This window comes from Paenarthrobacter sp. NPDC090520, from assembly GCF_044769205.1.
Lineage (GTDB): Bacteria > Actinomycetota > Actinomycetes > Actinomycetales > Micrococcaceae > Arthrobacter.
The window spans coordinates 1-24,569 of sequence record NZ_JBIVXM010000033.1 but is presented as its reverse complement, the minus strand read 5'-3'; the positions used below and the strand labels follow the sequence as shown (position 1 = coordinate 24,569).

The following is a 24,569-nucleotide window of genomic DNA, read 5'->3' as shown; positions in this document are numbered from 1 at the left end:
CTGAACAACCTCAGAAACCAAACGATTCGAGAACTTCACCACGGCAATCGACACCCTTCAATAATCAGGTGTTGCGATCACCGCATGATTCGAAGTGCTCAGAACAACAACAACTGCGAGTCAGTTGCGTTTAACGGTCCGCCGCGAACCGCGCAGGTGCCGTGCCGCCGTCGACGATATCTTTCAGCACCCGGCCAATTGCCGGAGTGAACTTGAAACCGTGCCCCGAGAAACCGGCACCCACCACCAGCGGCCCGAAGCTGTCCAGGACGAAGTCCTCATTGGGCGTGGTGGTGTAGGTGCAGCTGATGGGAACCGCGGTGGAAGGGTCGACGCCGGGAAGCCACTCCTCGGCGTACCGCACCAGGGCTTCGAGCTGCTGGGGGATGGGCTGGAAGGTGCGCTCGTCCGGGTCCATGACGGGTCCGACGCCGTGCCAGCCCGCCTTAACGCCTTCGCCCGGGGTGAGCATGCCGTAGACGGGGCTGAACCAGTACTCGTAGAGCTCGTTGTTGGGGTCGGGGTCCGGGTTGTGGTTGAAGCTGGGCCACACCAGCGCGTTGTCTGTGGGGGTGAAGTGGGCTGGCTGCTCCTGCGTAACCACCAAGGCCGGCAGTTTGGCAAGGCCGTCCAAGACCTTAGTGGTCCACGCACCTGCAGTGACCACCACGCGCTTGGCCGTGTATTCAGTCTCTTCGGTCACCACCACCACCGACTCGGCGCCGTCGACGCGGATGTCCCGGACCGGCGTCGAGTATTTGAAGATAGCGCCGCGGGACTCCGCGGAGGTCCGGAGCGCAACCAGCGCATCTGCGGCCCGGATCCGACCGGATCCCGGGACGAAGAGAACGTCGGTGGCGAAATTCATGCCCTGCCAGCGGTCGGCGGCCTCGGAAGCTGACATGAAGTAGCTCTCCACACCGCGTTCCTCATGGGCGGCGCGGATCCCTTCCAGCTTTGGGGTGTTGCCGTGGTTGGCCAGGCCCACGAGGTCCAGCAGGGGAGCGCCGTGTTCCGCGGCGAGCTCGTCCCACAGGATTTTGGATTCATCCAGCAGGTCCAGGTAGTCGGCCTCGGCGTAGGCAGTGTTGAAGTTGCGGGTCGCACCGTGGGAAGCGCCGATGTGGTGTCCGGCCTCGAACCGTTCCAGGAGCACCACGGATTTTCCGCTGCGGGACAACTGCCACGCGGCCGCCGATCCCATCGCTCCGCCGCCAACAACCACCACGTCAACCTGCATACCCGCTCCATCCACAAAGTCCGCGGCTCCAACCAGAGCCACCTCCCATTCTGCCCCCACCCACCCAACTGGGTCGCAGTTGTGCGCGTTTTGAGCCGTCAAAACGCGCACTAATGCGACTCAGTTGGGCGGGCAGGTGGGCGGGCAGGTGGGGTCAGGCAGCCAGGCGGCGGCGGACCCACGCGGAGAACTGGTCCACCACGATGATGAGCACCAGCACGATCAGGATGTGCGTGAGCATCGAGTCGAACTGGAAGGACTTGATGGACTGGTTGATCAACAGCCCGATGCCACCCGCGCCCACCAGGCCAAGGACCAGCGAAGACCGCACATTCACGTCGAAGCGATAAAGCAGCAGCCCCACGAATTGAGGGACCACCATGGGCAGCGTCGCATTGGCCACCTGCTGGATGCGGTTGGCCCCGGCGGTGCGCAGGGCTTCCTGCGGCCCGGCGTCGATCTCCTCCATCGACTCGGCCCACAGCTTGCCCATGACGCCCGTGTTGTGGCAGATCAACGCGAGCACGCCGGCGAATGGCCCAAGTCCAACGGCCGTCACGAAGATCAGCGCAAACACGATGTCCGGCACTGCGCGGAAGAAGGAAAGGATGGAACGCGCGGCCTGGTACACCAGCCGGTGCGGACTCGTGTTCTCCGCGGCCAGGGCAGCGAGCAGCAGGGCGAACGGCACAGACAGGGTGGTTCCCAGCAAACCGATCCAAAGGGTCACCAGCGTCGCTTCGAGCCCGGGCTTGAGGGTCTTCTCCCAACTGAGGTCCGGCGGGAACGCGTCGGCAACGAACGCTGCCATGCCCTTCCATCCGTCCACCAGGAGCTGGGGTTTGAAGTCCGTCCCTTCGAAGGCCACAGCGTGAAGTCCGACGACGGCGACAGCCACTGCCGCCGTCGTGATCCACCGCAGCGGCTTCTTCGGGCGGACCAGAGCCACGCGGCTTTTGCTCGAAGCGGCCCGCCGCTTGACGGCGGGGTTCAGCGTCTGCGGAGTCATGCGGCGACAGTCCTGTCTGCGGTGTTCCGGTCCGGGGCGTAGAGCGTATCGAGGTGTTGGGCCGTCACCTCGGAAGAGGGAAGATTGAACGTCATGGAACCTTGCAGCAGCCCAATGGAGCGGTCCGCGTAGCGCAGTGCCAGGTCTGGCTGGTGGAGGACCGCGGCTACAGCGAGTCCCTCCGAGTGCGCGAGTTCGCGAAGCAACGCCATGACCTGCTCGGCGGCATGCGGATCCAGTGCGGAGACGGGCTCGTCAGCAAGTACGGCGTCGGCGCGCTGGCAGAGGGCCCGGGCTGCGGCGACGCGTTGCTGCTGTCCGCCGGAGAGACGGCCGACGCGGTCGAAGGCCCGGTCAGCGAGTCCTACGCGGTCCAGGCAGTCGAGCGCTTCCTGCTGGACCTCGGCAGGGAACAGGGCAGGGGTGAGCGAGCGGATGGTCGGGATGCGGGAGAGGGCTCCCGCGCAGACGTTATCCAGCGCCGTGCGGCGGGGGACCAGGTGGATCTTCTGGAAGATCATGGCCATCCGCTGGCGAGCCTGCTGGAGCTCGCGTCCTTGCAGGCCATTCACCGCCGAACCGGCAATACTGATGGTTCCTGAGTCCGGCTCGGTGATACCCATGACGCAGCGCAGCGTGGTGGACTTGCCGGAACCGTTGGCGCCCAGGAAAGCGACGAGTTCTCCAGGAGAGACAAAGAAGTCCACTCCGTCCAGCACCGTGCGGCCGTTGAAGGACTTGCGCAAGCCTTGAACGGATAGGAGCGGTGCCACTAGAGATCCTTTTCGGTGAGGTTCATGGTCTTGGCGAGGTCGAACAGCGGGGTGTAGTTGTCCTTGGTGACCTCAAGCAGCGGGCCCGGAGGGGTGACGTCCAGGAACTCGCCCACCTTGGCAACATCCTCCGGCGAGAGTGAAAGGAAGGCTTCCTTGACGGCCTTCTTGAACGCCGGATCTGCGTCTCCGCGGACGGTGATGGGATCGTTCGGGATTGGCTCAGAGGTCCACACCTGGCGGAAGTCGTCCTTTTTGAACGTTCCCGCTGCGATGGCGGTGGCCAGGGTCTGGGAGTTGATCTCGGCCGCGTCCACCTTGCCGTTGGTCAGGGCCAGGAGTGCCTCCGGATGTCCACCCGTGTAGTCCATTTTCAGGTCCGCGTCCGCGATGCCTGCTTCGCGCAAACCATAGCGGGGGAGTACGTCACCCGACGTGGAACCCACGCTGCCCAGTGCCAGGGACTTGCCCTTGAGATCGCCGATTGCCTGGATGGGGCTGTCCTTGGGAACCCAGATTCCCGCCGTGTAGGTGCTGAGTTCCTTCTCCGCCGTGCCGAACGAGACCACGGGTTCCGCGCCCGCCTTGGAATCGGCGAAGACGTAGCCGAGCGGTCCGAACTGGCCGAGGTCCAGCTTGCCGTTGCGCATGGCCAGAACCTCGGCGGCGTAGTCCTCCACCACCTGCACGGAGACCGGGCAGTCGAGCTTCTTGGCCAAGGCGTTGGCCAGCACGTCGTAGGCGGGCTTGAGCTTGGCCGGATCCTCGTACGGCTCGATGCCGAACGTGATCCCGCCGTTGGGGCATGTGGCGGACGCCGGTTCGGACGAAGCCGACTGTGCCGAACCGCCGCACGCAGTCAGTGCGAGGGCGGCGGCAAGGGCCAGGGCGGAGCCGGTGTAGAGCGTGGTTTTCATGGGAATCCTTGGAGGCGAAGGGGCGGGATCTAGGTCAAGCGGGAAACGTTGCGGTGGGCGAGCCCGAAGGACAGGGTCATGCCGACGCCCGAGGTTACCGACACCACGGTGACGCCGGGTTGGACGTCCCGGACCAGGATGGGGGCGACCTCCGAGGAGGCATAGACGCCCTGCCAGCGCTGGATGATCTCCAGCGGCTGGCCCATCCTGGCCCCGATGTCGGTGTTGAGCGCATTGGTCACCGATTCGTCCAGGAAAGGATCTGCGGTGAGGTGGTAATGGTGCGAGTCGCCCAGGATCACGGTGCCATCCGGGCGTTGGGTGAACATGACGTTGGCTCCGATCTCCAGGAGTTCCGGCTGGTTCGCCTGGACCTCGTCGCGGAGCGCTGCTGCTGCCGGCATGTCCGTGAACGCGGGGTAGCGGAGCATGGAGGTTGCCGTCAGTACGGCCGGGCTGAGTTCGAGCCCGGCTGGCTTGGCGGCCAGGGACATCTGCAGGGCACACCGCTGGATCCGGTGCTCGGCGGCAAGGTCCGGGAACAGGTAGTCGACGTCGTGGCCCACACAGACGAACACCTGCTTGGCCCTGAACCCACCGCGTGAGGTGTGAACCGTGGTTACCTCGGCTTCCTGGCTGAAGCCAAGCGCGGAAGCGTTCCAGTGAAGTTCGACGCCGGGTTGCCGGCTCAGCCAGTCGGCCAACCGTGCGACGGTGGTGCGGGGGTCGACGCGGAGGTCGTCCCGAAGGAAGGCACCACCGACGAGACCCGGCCACCCGCCGTCGTGCGGGCTTGCGGTATCGGTGGCGGGCGCGCCGCCGTCGTGCGCTTCTTCCGCGGCGGGACCTCCGGCACCCAAGCGGGCCCGGGTCTCCTCGGGAGAGAGCAGTTCCACCTGTCCCGGTTCCCGGGCGGACGAGAGTTCGCGGAGCACCGCCAGTTCGGTCTCGGTCCGGGCCAGCACCACAGCGCCGGACGCGACAGCCCAGTAACCGGCACGCTCAGCGAACTCGAGCCAGTACTTCCGTGAGGTCTGCGCGAGTTCGTACAGTTCGCCGGATTGCGCGGTGATGCAGCAATGCCCAAAGTTCCGGACGGACGCTCCTGCCGCGTGGTGGTCCCGTTCAATGATGGTCACGGTGAGGCCGTTGGCAACGGCGTGTGCCGCGTGGGCCAGCCCGATGATTCCGGCGCCGATAACAAGGACATCTGCGGGCTGGGCGGTGTGTGAGGAAGAGTAGCTTGGGTTGTTCACACCAACGACTCTGGCCGCCCGCCGAAGGGTAAATCAAGCCAGAATGCCACTTGTATATACAAGTTAATCTGAATTTAATATCTGTTCACCCAAATTCACCCCAAATTCATCCCAAGAACCGCAAAATCGGCGATCCCGCCAGAGCCAACTTGTATGATCAACTCGTGACCGCACAACAGAACGCACCCCTCCACGTCCGCCTCAGTGAAGAATTCATGCGACGGATCACGGAGGGAGATTGGCCCCCGGGCTTCCAGCTGCCCAGCGAGGCGGAGCTGTGCCGCGAGTTCGGAACATCCCGCGGACCGATCCGCCAAGCGCTCGCCTTCCTGCGTGCCGAAGGTGCTGTGACGGGTGGGCGCGGGCGGCCGCCGATGGTCCGCTCGTCGGTGCCGTCCCAGTCGTTCTCCACGTTCAACTCGTTCACGGAATGGGCGTCCGGTATCGGGAAGACGCCGGGCCAGCGGACACTCGAAGTTGCCCGCCGCGAGGCCAGTCCTGAAGCCGCCGAGGCCCTGAACCTGGTGCCGGGAACCACCGTGGTGGAGGTCCTGCGTGTCCGCTATCTCGATCAGGTCCCGGCTATGATCGAACGGACCACGTTCATCCTTGAAGTGGGCAGGAAGCTGTTCGACTTCGATACCGATTCCGGCTCCATCTTCGCGTTCCTCAAGGAACAGGGCGTGGACCTGCACAGTGCGCGGCACACGATCGACGCAGTGGCGGCCAATGATGAGGACGCTGAACTGCTGGAACAGCCCGAAGGCACTCCGTTGTTGCGCGAACGCCGCATCACCCGTTCCGCCGACGGCCAGCCCCTGGAGTACTCCGAGGACCGCTACCTCCCGGCGCTCACCAACTTCACTATCGACAACACCGTGGAACGCAGGGCCGCCCTGGTCCGCATCCACACAGACTCTCAAGCCACCTGAAGGAGCTACCCATGATCGAGCTCGTTGCCTGCGATATGGCCGGTACCACCATCGACGAACACGGCGATGTCTACGTTGCCCTGGCCCGCTGCGTCGAAGAAACCGGCGTCGAAACCACGCCCGAAGCCGTCCAGGAGTGGATGGGTGCAGACAAAGTGGAAGCCATCACCGCGCTGATCCAGGCGGGCGGGGGCGCTGCTTCTCCCGGGATCGTGGCGGCTGCTTTCACGCGCTTCAAGGAACTCCTGGTGGAGTTCTACGCCGCCAACCCGCCGGTCGCCTTGGACGGAGTGGAAGAGGCGTTCCGCACGCTTCGCGGCCAGGGCGTCAAAGTAGCGCTGACCACGGGCTTCTCCCGCGATGTTGCCGAGCCCCTGCTGGCCAGCCTCGGCTGGACCGTTGCTGCTCCAGGCGTTGAGGCGGGCGACCCCGGAAAGGTGCTTGACGCCGTCGTATGTTCAGACGAAGTACCCGCCGGACGGCCGGCACCGCACATGATCCACCGCGCCATGGAGCGGACCGGCGTGCAGGACGTCCGGGCCGTGATCGCCGCGGGCGACACGGTGAACGACCTCGCCGCCGCCAACAATGCCGGCGTCGTGGCCGTGGGTGTCCTCACGGGCAAGCTGGATCGCGAAGCTCTCGCCGCACACCCGCACCATCACATCCTGGACGGCGTGAAGGACATCCCTGCGCTGCTGTCCTTTCCCAACTAGGTCGCAATAGTGCGCGTTTTCAGCGGTCAAAACGCGCACAACTGCGACCTACTTGGGTTGGTCGGGGTTTGGTGAGCGGCCGTGGGCATGGAAGATTGGGATGCGTGAAATTCCTTCACCCGTCTCCCAAGTCCTCCTCCCGCGGCGTCACCATCCTTCGCGTGGTGTTCGGTGTGCTGCTCATGGTGCATGGCTTCCAAAAGTTCATGGCCGGGCATGCAGCTTTTGCTGCTTCTGTCGCAGCCATGGGCGTCCAGAAGCCGGACGTCATCGCCTGGCTGGTCATCGCCGGCGAACTTGGACTGGGGGCCTTGTTGGTCCTTGGCGCCCTCACCCGCGTGGCTGGTTTCCTGGCGGCGATCCTTTTCGCGTCCATCTGGTTCGTGACGGAGGCAGGGAAGCCGTTGCTCACGGATGCATCCGGAGTGACGGCTGAGCTCCTGATCGTGTACTTCGCGATCTCGGTGTCGTTCATCTTCCTGGGACCTGGAGCCTTGTCTCTGGACCGCAAGCTGGCGCGGCAACCGCTCAAGCGTTAGCGCGCCTGGGTTAAATCACGACGTCGGCACTCGCCTTCCGGTGCCAGGGCCCGTCAGCGGGCGTCGTTCGGGTATCGAATACCCAACTGGGAACGCACGCCGTCGAACAGGCGCATCACGTTGATGGAGTCCTCCAGGGGCATGGTGGGGCTCTCGGTCAGTCCTTGCTGGATGCAGCGCGTCACTTCGCGGAGTTCATACGAGTAGCCGATGCCCACGACGTCAAACTGTTCGTGTCTCGGCTCATCCCAGCCCACCCGGATGACGAGCTCGCGGGGGTTGTTCACCGAGCCCACTGTCTGGATGTAGCCCAGGCCTCCGGCGACCGTTGCCGTCCGGGGTCCGTGGGCCAGCAAGGACGACGTGAGCTGGACCTGGGCGCCGGTGTCGTAGCCGAGGGTCAGCGCGTTCTGGGTGTCTACGCCGTCCTCGTTGAGTGAGCCGATGGCTGTCACCGACTGTGGGAAGCCCAGTGTTCCCAGTGCCCAGAGCAGCGGGTACACCGTGATGTCCAGGAGTGCTCCGCCGCCATCGTTCAACGCCCAAATCCGGGCCGAGGGATCGTAGGGTGCCGGGAATCCCAGGTCCGCGCTGACCCATTGGATCTGTCCGATCTCACCGGAAGCCGCGATCTCGAAAGCACGCTGCATGCTGGGCAGGAAACGGCTCCAGACCGCCTCCATGAAGAACACCTTGTTCTCCCGGGCCAAGCGAACCAACTCAGTTGCCTCGCGGGCGTTGATGGTGAGGGCCTTTTCGCACAGGACGTGCTTGCCTGCACGCAGCGCGGCCGAGGCGATCATGAAGTGCTGGGCATGGGGAGTGGCAACGTAGACGACGTCGACGTCGGGATCCTCGACCAAGCGCTGGTAGCCGGGCACGCCGCCGTCGTCCCCGTAACCCTTGGCGAACCCCAGGTTCTGCGCAAAAGCGTCCGCAGCCGCCTGCGTGCGTGAGCTCACCGCGTACAACTCCGCGTCCTCAAGCAAGGACAGGTCCTGCGACACACTGTTGGCGATGTTCCCCGTGGACACCACACCCCACCGCAAACGCCGGCCCGTTGAAGCCCGAGGATCCTGGTTGGTCTGGGAGAAGAGCCACGGCTTCGCGATAGGAAGAGTCATGGCAGCCATCCTCTCAGAAGCTGTTGCGCCCGTGCATGATTGCATCTTTCTTACGGTCAAGAACGACGGCGTCGCACCCGTTCGCGCCGTTCGCGTCTGTAATCCTCGGTGCGGCTGGCGCTTATGGGCGCGCTCAGTGCCAACCAAGGCTGCGCCGGGCGCAAAGTGGTGCGTCCATATCGGCTGAGAGCAAGGGCCATCAGCGACACGGTAAGCAGCCTGTTCATCCTTTCGAATGACCGCGGTGTCTGTGCCTTCGCTTAGGCTGGAGCAATCATCCCTCGCAGAGGTTCTGTGGGGAGTTACCGAAATGGAGCAGGGATGGGTGTTTTTCGGCGCGTCATTTTGCCGGTTGCCTGGTTGTTGGTTTTCGCAATTATCGCCGTGGCTTTGGTCAAGATCGCCTTCATTGATGGACTCAAGTCCACAGCTTCGCAGCCGGCTCCGCTGGCCGAAGTGGATATTCCGATGGTCCAGGCCACGCGGGCCACCGTCACCAACACCATTCAGGTGAAGGGCACCGTTCAAAGCAACGCCGCCGATCCCGTCCGCAGCACCGCTGCAGGCAAAGTGGTGAAAGTGTTCGCTGAGCAAGGCCAAACGGTTGAGAAAGGCACGCCGCTCTTCCAGGTCAAGGCCGAGCGCGTAGTCACCAACCCGCAGGTTTCCAAGGACGGAACGCCGCCAAAGCCCGTGTACGACTACTTCGATGTCCTCGCGCCCAGCGGCGGAACGCTGCAATCGCTGACTACGCTGATCGACCAGCAAGTCACCGTTGGCGAAACCGTCGGCAAGGTCGATCCCGGCACATACGTGGTCTCGGGCTCGGTCACCGCAGCCCAGCAGTATCGCCTGCTGGGCAAGCCCGGTCCGGCGGAGATCGCTTTGGTGGGTGGCCCTGCGCCGTTCCAGTGCACCGAGGTGACGCTCAAGAACAACGCTTCCGACGACGGCGGCACAGGCTCCGGCGGTTTGTCCGGCTCAGGCGGGGGTGCCGGCATGGGCGTCGGTGCAGCCATCGCTGGTCCAGGTGCCAGCGGCCAGTCGCAGGAGGACAGCACGCCCACGGGCACCCTGAGTTGCGCTGTTCCCTCCGATCAGGAAGTCTTCGCCGGCCTCGGTGCCACCATGACCGTCAGTGCAGGCGTGGCGACCGACGTCGTCACCGTGCCCTTGACGTCGGTGAAGGGCAGTGTGAAGGACGGCATCGTCTGGACATCCAGTGCCGCCGGAGGAGCTCCTGAACAGCGGAAGGTAGAGCTCGGCCTGAACGACGGAACCGTGGTTGAGGTTGTGTCCGGGTTGACTGAAGGCGAGCAGGTCCTTGAGTTCGTTCCAGGTGCCCCTGCAGCCGGGGATCCCATGATGATGGGCCCCGGCCAGGTTGCCTACGCACCGGCGGGTTAGTCATGGAGTCCACAACTGAAAAAGAAGTACTGGTCAGGCTTCGCTCCGTCACCCGCTCGGTGACCTTGCCGGATGCGCAGCAGTTGCACATCCTGCGAGGCATCGACCTTGAGGTGCTCAGCGGTGACCATACAGCGATTGTCGGCAGGTCCGGCTGTGGCAAATCAACACTGCTCAACCTCCTTGGCCTCCTGGATGTGCCCACCTCCGGGGAGCTCGAGTTCCTGGGGCAGCCCGCGGAACGCCTGGGCAGCAACGCCCGGGCGAGGCTGCGCGGATCCACTGTGGGATTCGTGTTCCAGCAGTTCAACCTGCTGCCCGGCAGGAGCGCTTTGGATAACGTGATCACGCCGCTGCTGTATGCCAAGGGCAAGGACTTCTGGCGTCGCCGGGAGATCGCCATGGACATGTTGGACCGCGTTGGCCTCGCCGCACGGGCCAACACCATGCCCAACATGCTTTCCGGAGGTGAGCAGCAGCGCGTAGCTATCGCCCGGGCCTTGGTCAGGCGCCCGCGGCTGATCCTCGCCGACGAACCCACCGGTGCCTTGGACGTGGAGACAGGCCAATCAGTCATGGCCTTGCTGGACACCGTCGCAACAGAGACGGCGGCCGCGCTCGTCACCATCACCCACGACGTCAACGTGGCCGCCCTGGCCCGTGCTTGCTACCGCCTGGACACCGGCGTCCTCAGCACCCTGGCTCTGGCAGAAACTGGAGTACCCGCATGACCGGCTTTGTCTCCACGGTGGTGGAAGCGTGGCAGGAACTCCGCATCAACAAGGTGCGCATCCTCCTGGCCCTCCTCGGCGTTGCTCTTTCGGTAGCAGCCCTGACGTCGGTAGTGGGCCTGGGTAACCTCGCCAGAGAGGGTATCAAAGCCCGGTCCGAGCGTGATCAAGGCAGGGTAGCCACCGTCTCGCTGAGTGTGAACGGTCCGTCGACGCCAAGCGCTGAGCAGCTCGACAAAGCCTACGAAGGCATCAAACAACGTTTCGGCATCACCACCTCCACACACGTGGGACGGACCCAGGCCGGCTTCCAATTTCCCCGTGGCGTCACCAGCGTGGAAATGACCATGGTGGATATCGGATACGGCATCATCCACCGCGTACCCCTCCTGCAAGGAAGCTGGTTCGCCGCCGATGACGGACAAAGGCTCGCACCCGCCGTCGTGGTCTCCGAAGCCTTCTATGACCGGGCCGGAAGGCCCAACCTGACAACCCAGCCAACGGTTTCCATCCCGGGCGACCAACCGGCGACTGCGGTGATCATCGGAGTGGTTCCGAACGTCCACGAGATGGCCCCGCCTTCGGCTTTCATCCTCACGGACGGGGCCAAACTGATCGGCATGCGGCCGCAGATGTCCGAGTTCAAGATGTGGGTGGGTGAGGCCCAGGCAGGACCCCTGACGGCTGCCATCAGCGCGGACCTGCAGTCGCAGTTTCCGGGGATGTACGCCCAGGCGCAGCGTGTTGACTACGCTGCCTGGGGCGATCCGCTGGGGCCCACCCAGTGGATCGTCGGTGGTATCGCAGGACTCGTCCTGCTGCTTGGGGCTGTGGGGATGCTGAACATCTCCATGGTCACCGTGCGCTACCGCGTCCGGGAGATCGGAATCCGGCGCAGCTTCGGTGCCACCTCGGGACGCATCTTCTTCGGGGTCATGATGGAGTCCGTGGTGGCCACCGCAGTTGCCGGCTTGGTCGGAGTGATGCTGGCAATCGCGGTGGTGAAGAACCCTTGGATCGAATCGAAGGTGGCGCCGGGCCTGTCCGAGCACCCGGCGTTCCCCATCGAGGCGGCCCTTCTCGGTTTCGGGGCGGCCGTCCTTGTCGGCGCACTCGCGGGAGCGATTCCCGCGCTCGTCGCTGTGCGCGTGAAGGTTATTGACGCGATCCGGTTTTGAGTTCCTCCGTCAGGCGCCCTTGCTGAAGCCGGAAGCGTCGATCCGTCTTCTGGGCAAGTGAGCGGTCGTGGGTCACCACCAGGACGGTGGTGTTGTGGTCACGGCTCAATGAGCTCAGCAACTGGATGATGTGCTCACCAGTCTGTTCGTCGAGGTTACCGGTGGGTTCATCGGCCAGGATCAGCTTGGGCTCGTTGGCCAAAGCCCTTGCGATGGCCACACGCTGCTGCTCTCCGCCGGAGAGCCGGTTGGTCCGGCGGGAGTGCTTCTCCGGATCCAACTGGACCTGCTCCAGAAGTTCCTTGGCGCGCTGCAACCGGGCCGACTTCCGCACACCCGCGAACTCCATGGGCAGCATCACATTGTCCACCGCGCTGAGGTTGGGAATCAGGTTGAACTGCTGGAATACGAAGCCGATGTCCTGGCGGCGGTACTCGGTGAGCTTGCCGTCCGGGAGTCCGGCGAGGCTCACGCCATCCACCACCACGTCGCCGGACGTGGGCTTGTCCAGCGCGCCCAAGAGGGACAACAGGGTGCTCTTGCCACTGCCGCTCTTGCCCACGATCGAGGCGAGCGAGCCCTTCTCGAGCTCGAAGCTGACGCCGTTGACCGGCTTGATGGTCCGGTCTCCGGACTTGAACTGACGGACCAGGTCCTTGACTACGATCAAGGCTATTCTCCTCGGAGTACTTCGATGGGACGGATACGGGCGGTCAGCAGCGCGGGAACCAACGCTCCGATGACGGCGACGGCGAACACTGCGGCGATGCCGGCAGCGAGGACGCCGGGGGAGACGCTCGCCGTGACGGAGGTCAGCAACTGGTTGGCTCCGCCAAACGGACCGCCTTGGCCGCCTCCGCCGAAGCCGCCACCACCGGGAACGCCGCCGTTGGCTGCTGCTCCGGCCAAGCCGCCGCCGCGCTGGTTGGTGGTTGCCGCCGTCGTACCTGAATTGGAACTGATCAGCGCGGAGGCGATGCCGCCGCTCGCGAAGGACGCGATCGCCGCACCCACCACGCTGCCCAAAGCCACCAGGACCAGGGACTCGAGCACGAACTGGAGGCCGATGGTCCGGTTTCGGGCGCCGATGGCCTTCAGGACGCCGATTTCACGGCGGCGCTCGCGGACCAGCATCACCATGATGAGCAGGATGATCAGTCCGGCTGTTGCGAGGGCGGCGATGAACGCGACCAAGGAGATGTTCTTGACGCTGTCCAGTGAGCTGACGGCAGTCTGAAGGTTGCGCTGGCCCTGCGTGACGTCGGCCTTGTCCGAGCCGAGTGCGCTCTGGAGTGCGGTCTTGGTGCTGTCCACGTTCTCCATGCTGTTGACCGTGACGATCATGGTGGAGAGTTCACCGGGCGTTTCGGCCAGCGTCTGGGCCTCCGGGAGCGTCACGTAGACGGCGTTGTTGCCGAACGTGGTTCCGGCGTCGAACAAGCCTGCCACGGTGAAGGTTTTGTCCTGGATGGTGAAGGTGGAGCCAACCGTCAGGTTGTTCTTTTCGGCGAGGGTGGTTCCGATGATTGCCTTGGCTTCGGCCGCAGTGTAGTCGCCCAGGCCGGTGCCGCTGGTGATGTCCAGCGCCTTGCCGGTGCTGTCGACTTCGGCGCCGATGCCCGTAGCCGTGATCGGCAGGGCGCGGACGGGTTGGGTTGTGGTGCTGCCTGTGGTTCCAGTTGTTCCGCTCGCATTGTTGCGGTTGCCGAGCGTGCCGGCGTCGACGGCGGCCGTCAGGCTGGTGGTGACCGTCGCGGCCTGCTGGCCTCCGGGGCCGCCGAATCCGCCTTGTTGAGTGGTGCTCGTGGTGCCGGTGGTCGCCGTTTGGAGGCGGAGCGCTTTGGTCCCGACAACGGACGTGACGTTTGCGACGCCCGCTGCGGTTTGCGCCTGGGCTGAGGTGAGCGGTTCGCCGCCGCCCTCGAAGCCCTGGCCGCCGGCCGGGTTCACGGTGAGCGTGGTGCCCACGGAAGCGTTGAGTTCCTGGACCTTGGCACCCACGGCCTGGTTGGCCACGAGCATGGCCAGGGCCAAACCGATGGCGACGGCCAGGACGGCAACCACGGCCGCCGTTCTGATTTTGTTGCGGAAGGCATTGCCTACGCTTCGGGCAAGGACGCTCACGTTTCTCCTTTGGAGCTGCTCGGGCCGCGGGAGGCCCCGGCCCGCTGGACGCCGGCCGCAGATCCAACCTTCGTTAAAGCGGCTGTGCAGGAAGCCAGCCGAAGCTATGCGTGGGCTGTGAAGAATCCCGGCGCAGCAAAAAGCCCCGGCCCGCCTTGTGGGCGGACCGGGGCTCCGGTGATGCGGGGTACTACTTAGTGATCGGGCCGAGTACCGGATCGTCGACGTAAGCGGTCTTGACGTTCGCTGCTGTCACGATCTGCGGAGGCAGGAGGTACGCGGGAACGGTCTTGACGCCGTTCTTGTACGAATCCTTGTCGTTGATCTCCAGTTCCTTGCCGGCCTGCAGGTCCTTCACCATGGTGATGGCGTGCTCAACCAGCTTGCGGGTGTCCTTATTGATGGTGGAGTACTGCTCGCCGGCCATGATCGACTTGACGGACTCAACTTCGGAGTCCTGGCCGGTCACCACGGGGAGCGGCTTGCCAGCGGCTTTGACGGAGGTCAGGACTGCGCGGGCCAGGGTGTCATTCGGGGAGAGGACGCCATCCAGGGAAGCGGTGCCGTAGCTGCCGGTAAGCAGCGTGTCAGCGCGGCGCTGGGCGTTTTCTGCTTTCCAGCCCTGGGTAACAGCCTGTTCGAACGCGGTCTGGCCGGACAGGACCTTGAGGGTACCGTCGTCGATCTTCGGCTTCAGGACGCTCATGGCGCCGTCGAAGAAGACCTTGGCGTTGGCATCATCCGGAGAACCAGCAAACAGTTCGATGTTGTACGGGCCGCTCGGCTTCTTGGCCTTCAGTCCGTCCAGCAGGGCCTGGCCTTGGAGCTCACCGACCTTGAAGTTGTCGTAGGCCACGTAGTAATCCACGTTCTCGGTGTTCAGGAGCAGGCGGTCGTAGGCGATGACCGTTGCGCCGGAGTCCTTGGCCTGCTTGAGCTGGGTGCCCAGCTGCGCGCCGTCGATCGCACCGACGATGATCACCTTGGCACCCTTGGTGACCATGGCGCTGATCTGGTTCTGCTGCTCGGAAACGCCGCCGTTGGCGAACTGGACGTCGGCCTTGAAACCGGCGCCGGTGAGGCCGTCGTTGAACAGCTTCTCCGCGAGGACCCAGTTCTCACTGGTCTTCTGCGGAAGTGCGACGCCGATCAGCGAGTCCTTGGGGAACGCTTCCCCGCCAGCTGTGCTGCTGCTTGAGCCGTTGTCAGTGCGGCCGCAGGCCGTCAGCGCCAGTGCCGCGATGGCAGCTACTGCTGCTGCCTTTCCTGCTTTACCAAACATTCGCATATCTTGGTTCACTTTCTGTGTGGGTGGGGTGGAGCGAGTTCTCTGGGTGGGTAGAACACTTGGTTGCGGGAGCCGGTCAGGCTTCCTTGGAAATGACCTCTTTGGTGGAAGTGGTCTCGTCCGGCTTGATCTCGTTGTTGCGCTGGAAGTTCTTCATCAGCAGGCCCGTGATGGACCGCTTGCCCTGGGTCTTGTTGTAGACATCGAAGGCGACGGCGGCCAGGAGCACCAGGCCCTTGATGATCTGGGTGAGGTCGGCGCCAACGCCCAGGAGCTGCAGGCCGTTGTTCAGGACAGCCATCACCAGGCCACCGACGATCGAGCCGATCACGGTACCAACGCCACCGGTAACGGCTGCGCCACCGATGAACACGGCTGCGATCGCGTCGAGTTCCCAACCGACGCCGTCGAACGGACCGGAAGCGGTGGACCGGCCAACGAAGATCATGCCGGCCAGGCCCGCCAGGACGGACATGTTCATCATCACCAGGAAGTTGACCTTCTTGGACTGCACGCCGGACAGCTCTGCCGCGTGGCGGTTGCCACCGACGGCGTACACGTGGCGGCCGATCACGGTCTTGTCGGCAATGAATCCATAGATCAGCACCAGGACCGCGAGGATCAGGCCGGGGATGGGGAATGACGTTCCGGGGCGGCCGGTCGCGAACAGGTACGTTGCGTAGAGGATGGCACCGCAGATGAGGACCAGCTTGGTGACTTCAACCCAGAGCTCGGGAACGTCCGCGCCCAGGGCCTTGTTGGCGGCACGCGCACGCAGGGACATCACGACGACGAATGCGGCGGCCAGGATGCCGATGAGGAGGGTCAGGTTGTTGAACCCCGTGTTGGGGCCGATCTCCGGGAGGTAGCCGGAGCCGAGGTACTGGAAATCGTTGGGGACCGGGATGGTGTTGGACTTACCCACGAACTGGTTGAAACCACGGAAGAGGAGCATGCCGGCCAGGGTGACGATGAAGGCGGGTATGCCCACATAGGCCGTCCAGAATCCTTGCCAGGCACCGATCACGGCTCCCAGCACCAGGCCGAAGAGCACGCCCATGTACCACGGAATGCCCCAGTCGCGGATGGCCAGGGCCACGGAAACGCCCACGAACGCGGCCACCGAACCCACAGAGAGATCGATGTGTCCGGCGATGATCACCAGGACCATGCCGATGGCCAGGATCAGGATGTAGGAGTTGCCGTTGAAGAGGTTGATCACGTTGCCCGGGGTCAACGTGCGGCCCTGCGTGAAGATCTGGAAGAAGACGATAAGTGCCACCAGGGCGAAGATCATGCCGAACTGGCGGGTATTGCCACCAAAGAGCTTCTTGAGCGCGTTCATTGTTTTGGTCCTTGAGTCGGGCGTTTCTGGGCCACTGGGTCAGGCTGTCTTGCGGTTGGAGGTCATGAGCTTCATCAGGTTCTCCTGGCTGGCTTCGTCCTTGTTCAGCACGCCGGTGATGGAGCCCTCGAAGATGGTGTAGATACGGTCGGACAGGCCCAGGAGTTCGGGAAGCTCCGAGGAGATGACAATCACTCCCTTGCCCTGGTTGGCCAGCCGCTGGATGATGCCGTAGATCTCGTACTTGGCGCCGACGTCGATGCCTCGGGTCGGTTCGTCCAGGATCAGGAGATCAGGGTCGGTGAACATCCACTTGGCCAGCACTACTTTTTGCTGGTTCCCACCGGAAAGCTTGGCGACGCCTTCCTCAACTGACGGGGTCTTGGTCCGCAACGACTTGCGGTATTCCTCGGCAACCTGGAATTCCTTCCGGGTGTCCACCACGGTGTAGTTGCTGATCTTGTCCAGCGCCGCGGCCACTGTTGTGGTCTTGATGTCGTCCAGCAGGTTCAAGCCCAGGGACTTGCGGTCTTCCGTGACGTATCCAAGTCCGGCGTCGATCGCCTGGCGCACGGTGCGGAGGTTGACCTGCTTGCCGTCCTTGTATACCTCGCCCGAAATGAAGCGCCCGTACGAGTGGCCGAACAGGGAACGGGCCAGCTCGGTACGGCCGGCGCCCATGAGCCCTGCGAATCCCACGATTTCGCCACGGCGGACAAAGAAGTTGGAGCCCTTGCAGATGAGGCGGTCCTGGATGGCAGGGTGTCCAACCGTCCAGTTCTTGACCTCGAAGAAAACCTCCCCGATCTTCGGTTCATGGTCCGGGAAGCGGGACTCGAGCGTGCGGCCAACCATGCCCTTGATGATCCGGTCCTCGTCCACCCCATCACGTTTGACGTTGAGTGTTTCGATGGACTTGCCGTCGCGGATGATGGTGATCTCGTCCGCGATCTGTTCAATCTCGTTGAGCTTGTGGGAAATGATGATGGACGTGATGCCCTTGCCCTTGAGGCCAAGGATGAGGTCCAGCAGGTGCTGGGAGTCCGATTCGTTCAGGGCCGCAGTGGGCTCGTCCAGGATCAGCAGCCGCACGGACTTGTTCAGTGCCTTGGCGATCTCCACCAGTTGCTGCTTGCCCACACCAATTTCCTTGATGGGGGTGTCCGGGTCCTCGCGCAGGCCCACGCGGGCCAGCAGTTCGATGGAGCGGCGGCGTGCTTCGGCCCAGTCAATGACGCCCCACTTGGTGGGTTCGTTGCCCAGGAAGATGTTTTCCATGATGGACAGTTCCGGGATCAGCGCCAGTTCCTGGTGGATGATCACGATTCCGGCTGCTTCGCTTGCGCGGATGTCCTTGAACTGCTGTGTTTCGGCTTGGTAGACGATGTCTCCCGTGTACGTTCCGTATCCGTAGACGCCGGACAGTACTTTCATGAGGGTGGATTTGCCCGCTCCGTTCTCACCACAGATTGCGTGGATTTCGCCTGCCTTAACCCGCAGGCTCACATTCGACAAGGCCTTCACGCCGGGGAATTCCTTCGTGATCGAGCGCATCTCCAAGAGGATGGGATCACCTTGCGTGTCGAGGGTTGTCATCAGCCCGTACGCCTCCAATGCATGACTTCGTTGTCGGCCCCGCGGTGGCGGAGCTTTCTGATGAAAAAGTAAACTGGATCACCCGTCTTGTCGTCAAGACTTGAACGCAAGAACCAGCTAACGATTTGGTTACCGTGCGGTAATGCCGGCGTGTTGGAACACCAAAGCGGCCGCTCCAAGGGCTTCCGCCCGTGCTCCGAGGGAGGACATGGCCAAGTGCGTTGTCTCGCCCACCACGGGCACCGCATGGCGCACCAGGCCCCGTCGGATGGGGTCCAGGAGGAGGTCTCCCAGCCCTGCCAACGGGCCGCCCACCACTATCACCTCGGGGTTGATCAGGTTCGCCACGTTGCCCAGTGCGCGGCCCACCGCGAGCCCGGCGTCATCCACCACGCGCTGCGTTGCGGAGTCGCCGGCGAGGCAATTCCTGACGATGTCCTGCGGCGTCAGCAGGGTGTCCTGCCCACGGCCCAGAAGCTCGATCATGGTGGTCGTTGAAGCAATCGTTTCCAGGCATCCGCGGTTCCCGCAGCGGCACACCAGGCCATGTTCGTGGATAGTGGCATGGCCGATTTCACCCGTGATTCCCACGTTGCCGTAGTACGGAATCCCGTTGAGGATCAGGCCCGCGCCAATACCTGAGCCGACCTTGAGGAACATCAAGTTGGAGACTCCGCTGTGCGGTCCCCAGGTCACTTCGGACAGAGCGCCGAGGTTGGCGTCGTTGTCAACAAAAACGGGGCAGTTCAGGGCTTCCTCGAGCCTGTGCAGGATGTCGATGCCCACCCATTCCGGGAGGATGGCGCCTTGTGCCACCGTGCCGGATCTGCGGTCGATCGGACCTGGAATGCCGGCTCCGGCGCCCACCACGGCGCTGGGATCGATGCTGTTTTCCTCCAGCAACCTGGAAAGGAGCTGCACGGCCCCGGCGATGCCTTCCTCGGCCTGGTGCCCCAAGGGAAGTTCGATGAATTCCTCGGCGATGACGTGGTAGCCCAGTGATGCCAAGACCACCCGCAGATGGCGGCGGCCAAAGTCGATTCCGACGGCGACCGCACCGTTGCTGTTGAGCCTCACGTTGGTGGCCCGGCGGCCGGAGCTGGTGGTCGGTTCCGTAGAGACCAGGCCGGCGTCCTGCATGATTTTCACGATGTTGGAGACCGTTGCCGTGGAGAGGCCGGTCTGCCGCGAAAGTTCTGCCTGGGTTGACGGCCCGCTGAGCAGGCACTCGATGATCCGCTGCTGGTTCAAATGGCGCAGGGCGGACTGTGAGCCTGGTTTTCTCGGGTGGCTCTTCGTTGAGCGCTGTGTAGCGGGCATGACAAGAAGAGTGCCCCATGTGACGGCTTGTAGTCAAGAAGTGAACACAAGGGGTGGCAGTTGACTGACATACTCCAACGCAAGTTGACACTGGATGTACCCCTTGCGGGGTCCGCTAAGCGCCCTCAGCCGGGCCTTCGGGGCGTAAAGCAGGCCCAACAACGTAACGTCGGCGTGCGATGCGTCCCGTATTCCACAGGCCCGGGTCCAAATGTCCCAGCCGCCCAGGGGCAGCCGTGCCTAGGCTGGAAGAACAAAGTCTTCCCGGATCGCCAGCACCGGGATCCCGGAAAACCAAGGTGGTAATGATGCTGCTCTCAGTCCTGCAGGCCAACGCCTCCGTCCTGGACGTTGACGCCAACCTTCGGACCATCGACGACGCCGCCCAACGGGCCGCCCGGGCCGGTGCATCGTTGTTGCTGACGCCCGAACTTTTCCCCGTGGGCTACGCGCCGCTCCGGATCCACGCCGAACTGGCCCCCCAAATCCTCCCCGCTATCCGGCAGCGCTTGGCGGATATTGCGCGGACACACGGGATTGGCCTGGTCTACAGCCTCCCGGCACCTGCCCGAGAAATGCACGACGACGGCGCGCAGCCCACTGGCGTTGAAGAGCGCTGGCATATCTCGGCTACTTTGCTGGACGCCACGGGCGCAGAACTTCTCACGTACAACAAGGTGCATTTGTTCGGCCCGGAAGAACACAAGGCGTTCGTCGGCGCTCAAGCACCTCCCGCCGTCGTGGTTTTCAACGGAATCCGCACGTCGATGCTGATCTGCTACGACGTTGAGTTCCCTGAGGCAGTTCGCGCGGCGGCAAGCCGAGGCGCTGAGTTGCTGCTCGTGCCCACGGCGCTGTCCTCGGGGTTCGACAATGTGCCGCAAGTCTTGATCCGGGCGCGCGCCCTCGAGAGCCAGCTTAATGTCGCCTATGCCAACCATTGCGGGCACGAGGACATCTACAACTTCCTGGGCGGCAGCGTCGTTGCGGGGCCGGACGGTTCGCTGCTCGCCGCGGCGGGGGAATCGGCGTCGTTGTTGTTCGCCGAGGTGGGCACCGACACCGTCAAAGCAGCCCGGGCTGAAGTCCCGTACTTGAAGGAGCGCCGCCCGGACCTTTATGCGAAGTGGGAATATGCGGACTGACCGTCAGGCGATGACCCTGCTGTTCCGGTTCGGATCGAGGACATGCCATGCGAGGTAGTTGCTGACTGTCTCCGGATTGTGCTCGAACATCGAACAATGCCCCAGCCCAGGCAGTACGTGGAACTTCGCTCCGGGTGCCAGGTTCGCCAGCAATTCGCCCTCGGCCGGGGGTGCGCACTGATCTTGTTCGAAAGACACGACATCCAGCGGCACTGCCAAGGCCGGGACCCTGTCTTGGACATTGAAGTCGACGCATGCCCGCCACTGGGTGGGGATCGATGCCTCCATGTCTTCGATGGCTTGGGATTCGGATAGGGCCGTTTGTATACGGTTCCAGGTCTGAGGGTTACCCAACGCCTCCGCTGTGTAGTACATCGGGGCGTAATGGATGGCGTGGAAATCGGCCGGCATCCGCACGCCTTGCGCGCGAAGGGCAATCTCCGCCCGCATATAGTCGCCCACCCAACCGGAATCGCCGCGTGCACCGCCCGCAAGACTGACTACGGAGGCCACCAGATCCGGCCTGTCGAGGGCCAGCTGAAGAGCGACGAAGGCTCCCATTGAGTGGCCGACCACAGTTGCCGGCGAGTCGCAGGTTTGTTCCAGGAGATCCGCCGCATCAGAGGCCATGTCCGCTATGGACCACGGAAGCAGGTCCGCGCACTCGGTTCCGGGTGTACCGCGGTTGTCGAAAGTGATGTTGCGGAAGGCCTTCTCGAAGTTCGGAACAAAATGGTCGTGCCACGCTGATCCCCGATAGCCGCCTCCGGAGATCCAGAGAAGATTGGGGCCCTCGCCGGATACAACGTGGTTGGTTGTGAGTCGGCTGAGTTCGATGGCTTGGGGTGTGTAACGGTACGTCGTCATGGCTGGTCGACCTCGTCGTCACCCTCCAAGCCCGCGTCGGCAACGCTTATCCACTCCCGTTCTCCCACGAGATCCATGCTTCGGCAGAGGCCGTAGTAGAGCAGTGCCGCAACGGCCATGCCGACATAGGGTGCAACGTCGTACCCCAGGATTTCGGCCACAGGCCCGTTCCACGCGCCAGTCATGACAAAGGGGAGCATTGCCAGCAATGACGCAACGTAGGCGGCGAAGCCGCGCCAATTCCAGCCCCCGTAAATTCCTCGGGGATTGAAGATCTCCCTGATCGAATAGCTGCCCTTGCGGACAAGGAAGAAGTCGACGAGGTTCGTGGCAGTCCAGGGTGCCAAGGCGTACAAGAGGATCGTCAGGAAGGTTCCGTAGCCGGCAAGAAGTGTGTCTGTTGCGGCCAAGGCGATGCCCAGGGAGACAATTCCAAAGGCTGCGGTCAGGGCAATTCGCATGGTGGCGGTCGGTCGCACGGGGCGGATGCTGTCCAGGATGCTGATCACCGTGAGCGAGCCGCCGTAGAAGTTCATGGATCCCAAATATATGGTTCCGATCAAACCGAGGACCAGGACGATCGAACCGAAACCGCCGAACACGGCATTTCCACCGAAAAAGAAGGCTTCGATGATTCCTGTTCCCGGAAAGGCAGCGGTTACCACGGCGGCAACGCCCATGACCCAGATGGAAGAGACAGCAAGGCCGAGGTAGGTGCTGAAGAAGGAAGCTTTGACGCTCATGTGCGGTAAATACCGCGTGTAGTCGGAGACGTAAGGCGCCCACGCCAAGCACGCAGCGGCCGCGGCGGCTCCTTGGGCCAGGAAAAACGTCATGGAGAAGCCGTCAGTGGAAAACGCGCCCTCCGGGAAAGTCAGGACCGGCGGCATCGCAAACGTGATGACGAGGTAGCACAGGAGAAAGGCGAGGGCTATCCATCGGGCCAATTTGTGAACAATGTTGTAGCCGACCGCCGCGACGATGACAGAGAGAGCTGTCGTCGCAACCATGCCGACGTTCTGCGGAATGGAGAACAGCAGCTCCAGTGTCTGGCCCATCAGGACCACCCCGAAGACGCTGAATCCGATGTATGCGGCGGCGGCGATGACGTAGATCAGGGCAGCGCCACGATACCCGTACTGCGGCCGGGACTGGATCATCTGGGGCATGCCGAGTTGCGGTCCCTGTGATGAGTGGAAGGCCGCAAAGAACGTGCCGAATGCCGAGCCCACAACGATGGCAAGAAGCGAATAGAAGAGATTCAGCCCGCTCAGGACGCCGATGGTTCCGATCGCCAGGGACGCAAGGTTGGCTGAAGAGGTGAACCAAACAGGCGTTACATGCCATGGCTTTCCATGCCGTTCCCGGCGCGGGATGTACTCGATCGAACGCCGTTCGAAAATCGGCGCATTGGACCTTGCTGCGTTTGCGTGGGAAGACTGGCTGTCCCGCGTTGCTGATTTCATGGGTTTCCTAAGGAGGTTCTACGCTCGCGGCAGCGGCCGAGGCCATGGATGTTTCTACATTGAGCGGTCCATGGGCTGGGTGCAACACTATTGAATAGTTGTTCAAGCTGCTACGAGTCGAGCATGTGTGATGCAGGAAACACTAGAATTATCAAGCAAGTGGGACAATGCGCGGTTGCGCTAATCGCAACTCGAGTGGAGTTGGTTATGGACGAAACATCAGGGCTCCGGGAGAGGGTCCGCGATTTGGTCCTGCGGACGCCGGGGACGCAGGGGAACTTCGCTGCCGCGGCGGCCATGGACAAAACGAAATTCTCGAAGTCGCTGAACGGCGTTCGGAAGTTCACGGCTTCAGAGCTCGGAAGAATCGCTTCACACGGTGGGGTGTCGACCGACTGGCTGTTGTATGGCCGCGGTGAGGCAGCCAGCAAGCGGGGACCAGCATCGGACGCGACGGCACCTGGAAGGGCCGCCGTCACCATGAAGAACGACGCACCCCACGAGAAAATCCTTGTGGAGACTTGGAAGCTCATCGCAAAGCATGGCTACAGGGGCGTGAGGGTTTCGGACGTGGCCCACGCAGTTGGTTCCAGTCCGAGCCTGGTCATCTACTACTTTTCTTCTCGCGATGAACTGTTGAACGCGGCCATGAGGCGCCACATGGAGCACTCCTTTGTTCGCCAGGTCGACGAGCTGAGGGGAATCAGTTCACCCAAGGACAGGATTCTGCGCCTCATTGAATTGCAGCTGCCGCTGGATGACAGCTCCAAGGAGGAATGGACATCCTGGATCCAGGTTTGGAGCGAATGTGTGCTGGAACCTCGCTTCAGGCGGATGTACTGGGACGCCTATCGCAAGTGGGACGGTTTCATTGCGCAGACCATCCGACTCGGCCAACATCAGGGCATCTTCAATGGCGGAGACCCGGAAGGGATGACGGCGCAGCTCACGTCGATGATCGACGGACTGGGCATCCAAGCGTTGCTCGGTGTTCCTGGCCGGGACGTCAATGATATGCGTCGGCAATTGCATGATTTTGCCAGGAGGACCCTGTTCGCCTGAGAATTGCCATCAAAGCCGCCTAATTAAACCCTGGCCCGACGCGCTTTCACCAGCGAGCCCAGGGCAGCAAGAAGTCCTGCGAAAAGCAGCGTTCCGAGAATGACCGAGTACGAGGCGCCGAACTCGAGCCGGAAGCTGCCATGCGGGTCTTGCTGATGGTCGAGGTACGCAGATCCAGACATGCCCGCGTCCGAAAGTACGCCCACTGCGACCAGCACCAAAATAGCCGCAGCCAGCACAGCGACGATTGCCCCGCAAATTCCGATGGCTGGGTTGCACTGCTTGGACATAGGGGAGCTCCTTAATGACAACGCTTGTGTTGTGTGCCTCGAACCTAATCGATAAGCCGCGCTTCTTGGACACCCTTTTCAAAATTAGGTGGTGAAACCGGCAAAAATAGGTGGTGAAAACGGTCAATTGGGGGTTTTGACATGGTCCTCTAGTGTCGCGTGTCGTTAATACCTAGACGCTTGGGTGTTTGGGAAGATTGATTATGGCTAATCGTCCTGCTGCTGCCCTGGGTCTTCGTGAAGG

At 63.0% G+C, this 24,569-nt stretch carries 23 protein-coding genes; 8 read left to right on the top strand and 15 right to left on the bottom strand.

Annotation, left to right across the window (positions count from 1 at the left end; translation table 11 throughout):
* Nucleotides 1–130: 130 nt before the first annotated feature.
* The 5 genes from ACIQTZ_RS23105 to ACIQTZ_RS23085 form a co-directional block, all read right to left on the bottom strand.
* Nucleotides 131–1,240: an FAD-dependent oxidoreductase gene (locus tag ACIQTZ_RS23105; RefSeq protein WP_402984554.1), complete on the bottom strand. Its 1,110-nt coding sequence runs from the start codon at nt 1,238–1,240 to the stop codon at nt 131–133.
* A 154-nt stretch (nt 1,241–1,394) separates the two neighbouring features.
* Nucleotides 1,395–2,249, bottom strand: a complete 855-nt coding sequence (gene phnE, locus ACIQTZ_RS23100; protein ID WP_402984552.1) for a phosphonate ABC transporter, permease protein PhnE — start codon at nt 2,247–2,249, stop codon at nt 1,395–1,397.
* Complete coding sequence (locus ACIQTZ_RS23095; protein WP_402984550.1) at nt 2,246–3,022, bottom strand: phosphonate ABC transporter ATP-binding protein; 777 nt, start codon at nt 3,020–3,022, stop codon at nt 2,246–2,248. The genes phnE and ACIQTZ_RS23095 overlap by 4 nt, the downstream gene beginning before the upstream one ends.
* Nucleotides 3,022–3,939 carry a phosphate/phosphite/phosphonate ABC transporter substrate-binding protein gene (locus ACIQTZ_RS23090; RefSeq protein WP_402984547.1) on the bottom strand — a complete coding sequence of 306 codons (918 nt, stop codon included), beginning with the start codon at nt 3,937–3,939 and terminating at the stop codon, nt 3,022–3,024. The genes ACIQTZ_RS23095 and ACIQTZ_RS23090 overlap by 1 nt, the downstream gene beginning before the upstream one ends.
* Nucleotides 3,940–3,968: 29 nt before the next feature.
* Nucleotides 3,969–5,195: a TIGR03364 family FAD-dependent oxidoreductase gene (locus tag ACIQTZ_RS23085; protein ID WP_402984545.1), complete on the bottom strand. Its 1,227-nt coding sequence runs from the start codon at nt 5,193–5,195 to the stop codon at nt 3,969–3,971.
* A gap of 164 nt (nt 5,196–5,359) precedes the next feature.
* Between ACIQTZ_RS23085 and ACIQTZ_RS23080 the strand changes: the two genes are divergently transcribed.
* From ACIQTZ_RS23080 to ACIQTZ_RS23070, 3 genes are all read left to right on the top strand, one after another.
* Nucleotides 5,360–6,127 carry a GntR family transcriptional regulator gene (locus ACIQTZ_RS23080; RefSeq protein WP_402984542.1) on the top strand — a complete coding sequence of 256 codons (768 nt, stop codon included), beginning with the start codon at nt 5,360–5,362 and terminating at the stop codon, nt 6,125–6,127.
* Nucleotides 6,128–6,138: 11 nt separating this feature from the next.
* Complete coding sequence (locus ACIQTZ_RS23075; RefSeq protein WP_402984540.1) at nt 6,139–6,843, top strand: phosphonatase-like hydrolase; 705 nt, start codon at nt 6,139–6,141, stop codon at nt 6,841–6,843.
* Nucleotides 6,844–6,947: 104 nt separating this feature from the next.
* Nucleotides 6,948–7,382, top strand: a complete 435-nt coding sequence (locus ACIQTZ_RS23070) for a DoxX family protein (RefSeq protein WP_400337472.1) — start codon at nt 6,948–6,950, stop codon at nt 7,380–7,382.
* A 53-nt stretch (nt 7,383–7,435) separates the two neighbouring features.
* Here the strand turns inward: ACIQTZ_RS23070 and ACIQTZ_RS23065 are convergent, their stop codons facing one another.
* Nucleotides 7,436–8,506, bottom strand: coding sequence for a Gfo/Idh/MocA family protein (locus ACIQTZ_RS23065; protein WP_402984537.1), 1,071 nt, complete (start codon nt 8,504–8,506; stop codon nt 7,436–7,438).
* 321 nt (nt 8,507–8,827) lie between these two features.
* Between ACIQTZ_RS23065 and ACIQTZ_RS23060 the strand changes: the two genes are divergently transcribed.
* Genes ACIQTZ_RS23060 through ACIQTZ_RS23050 form a run of 3 tightly spaced genes read left to right on the top strand, consistent with a single transcriptional unit; the run spans nt 8,828 to nt 11,822 of the window.
* Complete coding sequence (locus ACIQTZ_RS23060; protein ID WP_402984534.1) at nt 8,828–9,913, top strand: biotin/lipoyl-binding protein; 1,086 nt, start codon at nt 8,828–8,830, stop codon at nt 9,911–9,913.
* Nucleotides 9,914–9,915: 2 nt separating this feature from the next.
* Nucleotides 9,916–10,644 carry an ABC transporter ATP-binding protein gene (locus ACIQTZ_RS23055; protein ID WP_402984531.1) on the top strand — a complete coding sequence of 243 codons (729 nt, stop codon included), beginning with the start codon at nt 9,916–9,918 and terminating at the stop codon, nt 10,642–10,644.
* A complete protein-coding gene (locus ACIQTZ_RS23050) occupies nt 10,641–11,822 on the top strand; it encodes an ABC transporter permease (protein ID WP_402984528.1) in 1,182 nt (393 codons plus the stop codon). The genes ACIQTZ_RS23055 and ACIQTZ_RS23050 overlap by 4 nt, the downstream gene beginning before the upstream one ends.
* Here ACIQTZ_RS23050 and ACIQTZ_RS23045 read toward each other — a convergent pair.
* From ACIQTZ_RS23045 to ACIQTZ_RS23020, 6 genes are all read right to left on the bottom strand, one after another.
* Nucleotides 11,800–12,492, bottom strand: coding sequence for an ABC transporter ATP-binding protein (locus tag ACIQTZ_RS23045; RefSeq protein WP_402984525.1), 693 nt, complete (start codon nt 12,490–12,492; stop codon nt 11,800–11,802). The two genes, ACIQTZ_RS23050 and ACIQTZ_RS23045, sit on opposite strands and share 23 nt — an antisense overlap.
* A gap of 2 nt (nt 12,493–12,494) precedes the next feature.
* Nucleotides 12,495–13,946, bottom strand: a complete 1,452-nt coding sequence (locus ACIQTZ_RS23040) for an ABC transporter permease (RefSeq protein WP_402984523.1) — start codon at nt 13,944–13,946, stop codon at nt 12,495–12,497.
* Nucleotides 13,947–14,136: 190 nt separating this feature from the next.
* Nucleotides 14,137–15,234, bottom strand: a complete 1,098-nt coding sequence (locus ACIQTZ_RS23035; protein ID WP_402984520.1) for a substrate-binding domain-containing protein — start codon at nt 15,232–15,234, stop codon at nt 14,137–14,139.
* A 76-nt stretch (nt 15,235–15,310) separates the two neighbouring features.
* Nucleotides 15,311–16,579: a multiple monosaccharide ABC transporter permease gene (gene mmsB, locus ACIQTZ_RS23030; RefSeq protein ID WP_402984517.1), complete on the bottom strand. Its 1,269-nt coding sequence runs from the start codon at nt 16,577–16,579 to the stop codon at nt 15,311–15,313.
* A 39-nt stretch (nt 16,580–16,618) separates the two neighbouring features.
* Complete coding sequence (gene mmsA / locus ACIQTZ_RS23025; RefSeq protein ID WP_402984515.1) at nt 16,619–18,175, bottom strand: multiple monosaccharide ABC transporter ATP-binding protein; 1,557 nt, start codon at nt 18,173–18,175, stop codon at nt 16,619–16,621.
* A 129-nt stretch (nt 18,176–18,304) separates the two neighbouring features.
* A complete protein-coding gene (locus ACIQTZ_RS23020; RefSeq protein WP_402984512.1) occupies nt 18,305–19,495 on the bottom strand; it encodes an ROK family transcriptional regulator in 1,191 nt (396 codons plus the stop codon).
* A 305-nt stretch (nt 19,496–19,800) separates the two neighbouring features.
* Between ACIQTZ_RS23020 and ACIQTZ_RS23015 the strand changes: the two genes are divergently transcribed.
* Nucleotides 19,801–20,640 carry a carbon-nitrogen hydrolase family protein gene (locus ACIQTZ_RS23015; RefSeq protein ID WP_402984509.1) on the top strand — a complete coding sequence of 280 codons (840 nt, stop codon included), beginning with the start codon at nt 19,801–19,803 and terminating at the stop codon, nt 20,638–20,640.
* Between the two features lie 3 nt (nt 20,641–20,643).
* On the opposite strand, the gene ACIQTZ_RS23010 is transcribed toward ACIQTZ_RS23015, so the two are convergent.
* Together ACIQTZ_RS23010 and ACIQTZ_RS23005 are read right to left on the bottom strand one after the other, a co-directional pair.
* Complete coding sequence (locus ACIQTZ_RS23010; RefSeq protein WP_402984506.1) at nt 20,644–21,507, bottom strand: alpha/beta fold hydrolase; 864 nt, start codon at nt 21,505–21,507, stop codon at nt 20,644–20,646.
* Nucleotides 21,504–22,973 carry a purine-cytosine permease family protein gene (locus ACIQTZ_RS23005; protein ID WP_402984504.1) on the bottom strand — a complete coding sequence of 490 codons (1,470 nt, stop codon included), beginning with the start codon at nt 22,971–22,973 and terminating at the stop codon, nt 21,504–21,506. Before ACIQTZ_RS23005 ends, ACIQTZ_RS23010 begins: the two co-directional genes overlap by 4 nt.
* Before the next feature lie 207 nt (nt 22,974–23,180).
* Between ACIQTZ_RS23005 and ACIQTZ_RS23000 the strand changes: the two genes are divergently transcribed.
* A complete protein-coding gene (locus ACIQTZ_RS23000) occupies nt 23,181–24,035 on the top strand; it encodes a TetR/AcrR family transcriptional regulator (protein WP_402947086.1) in 855 nt (284 codons plus the stop codon).
* 23 nt (nt 24,036–24,058) lie between these two features.
* On the opposite strand, the gene ACIQTZ_RS22995 is transcribed toward ACIQTZ_RS23000, so the two are convergent.
* The gene (locus ACIQTZ_RS22995) at nt 24,059–24,325 is read right to left on the bottom strand and encodes a hypothetical protein (protein ID WP_402947083.1); all 267 of its coding nucleotides are present in this window, start codon (nt 24,323–24,325) and stop codon (nt 24,059–24,061) included.
* Between the last annotated feature and the right edge of the window lie 244 nt (nt 24,326–24,569).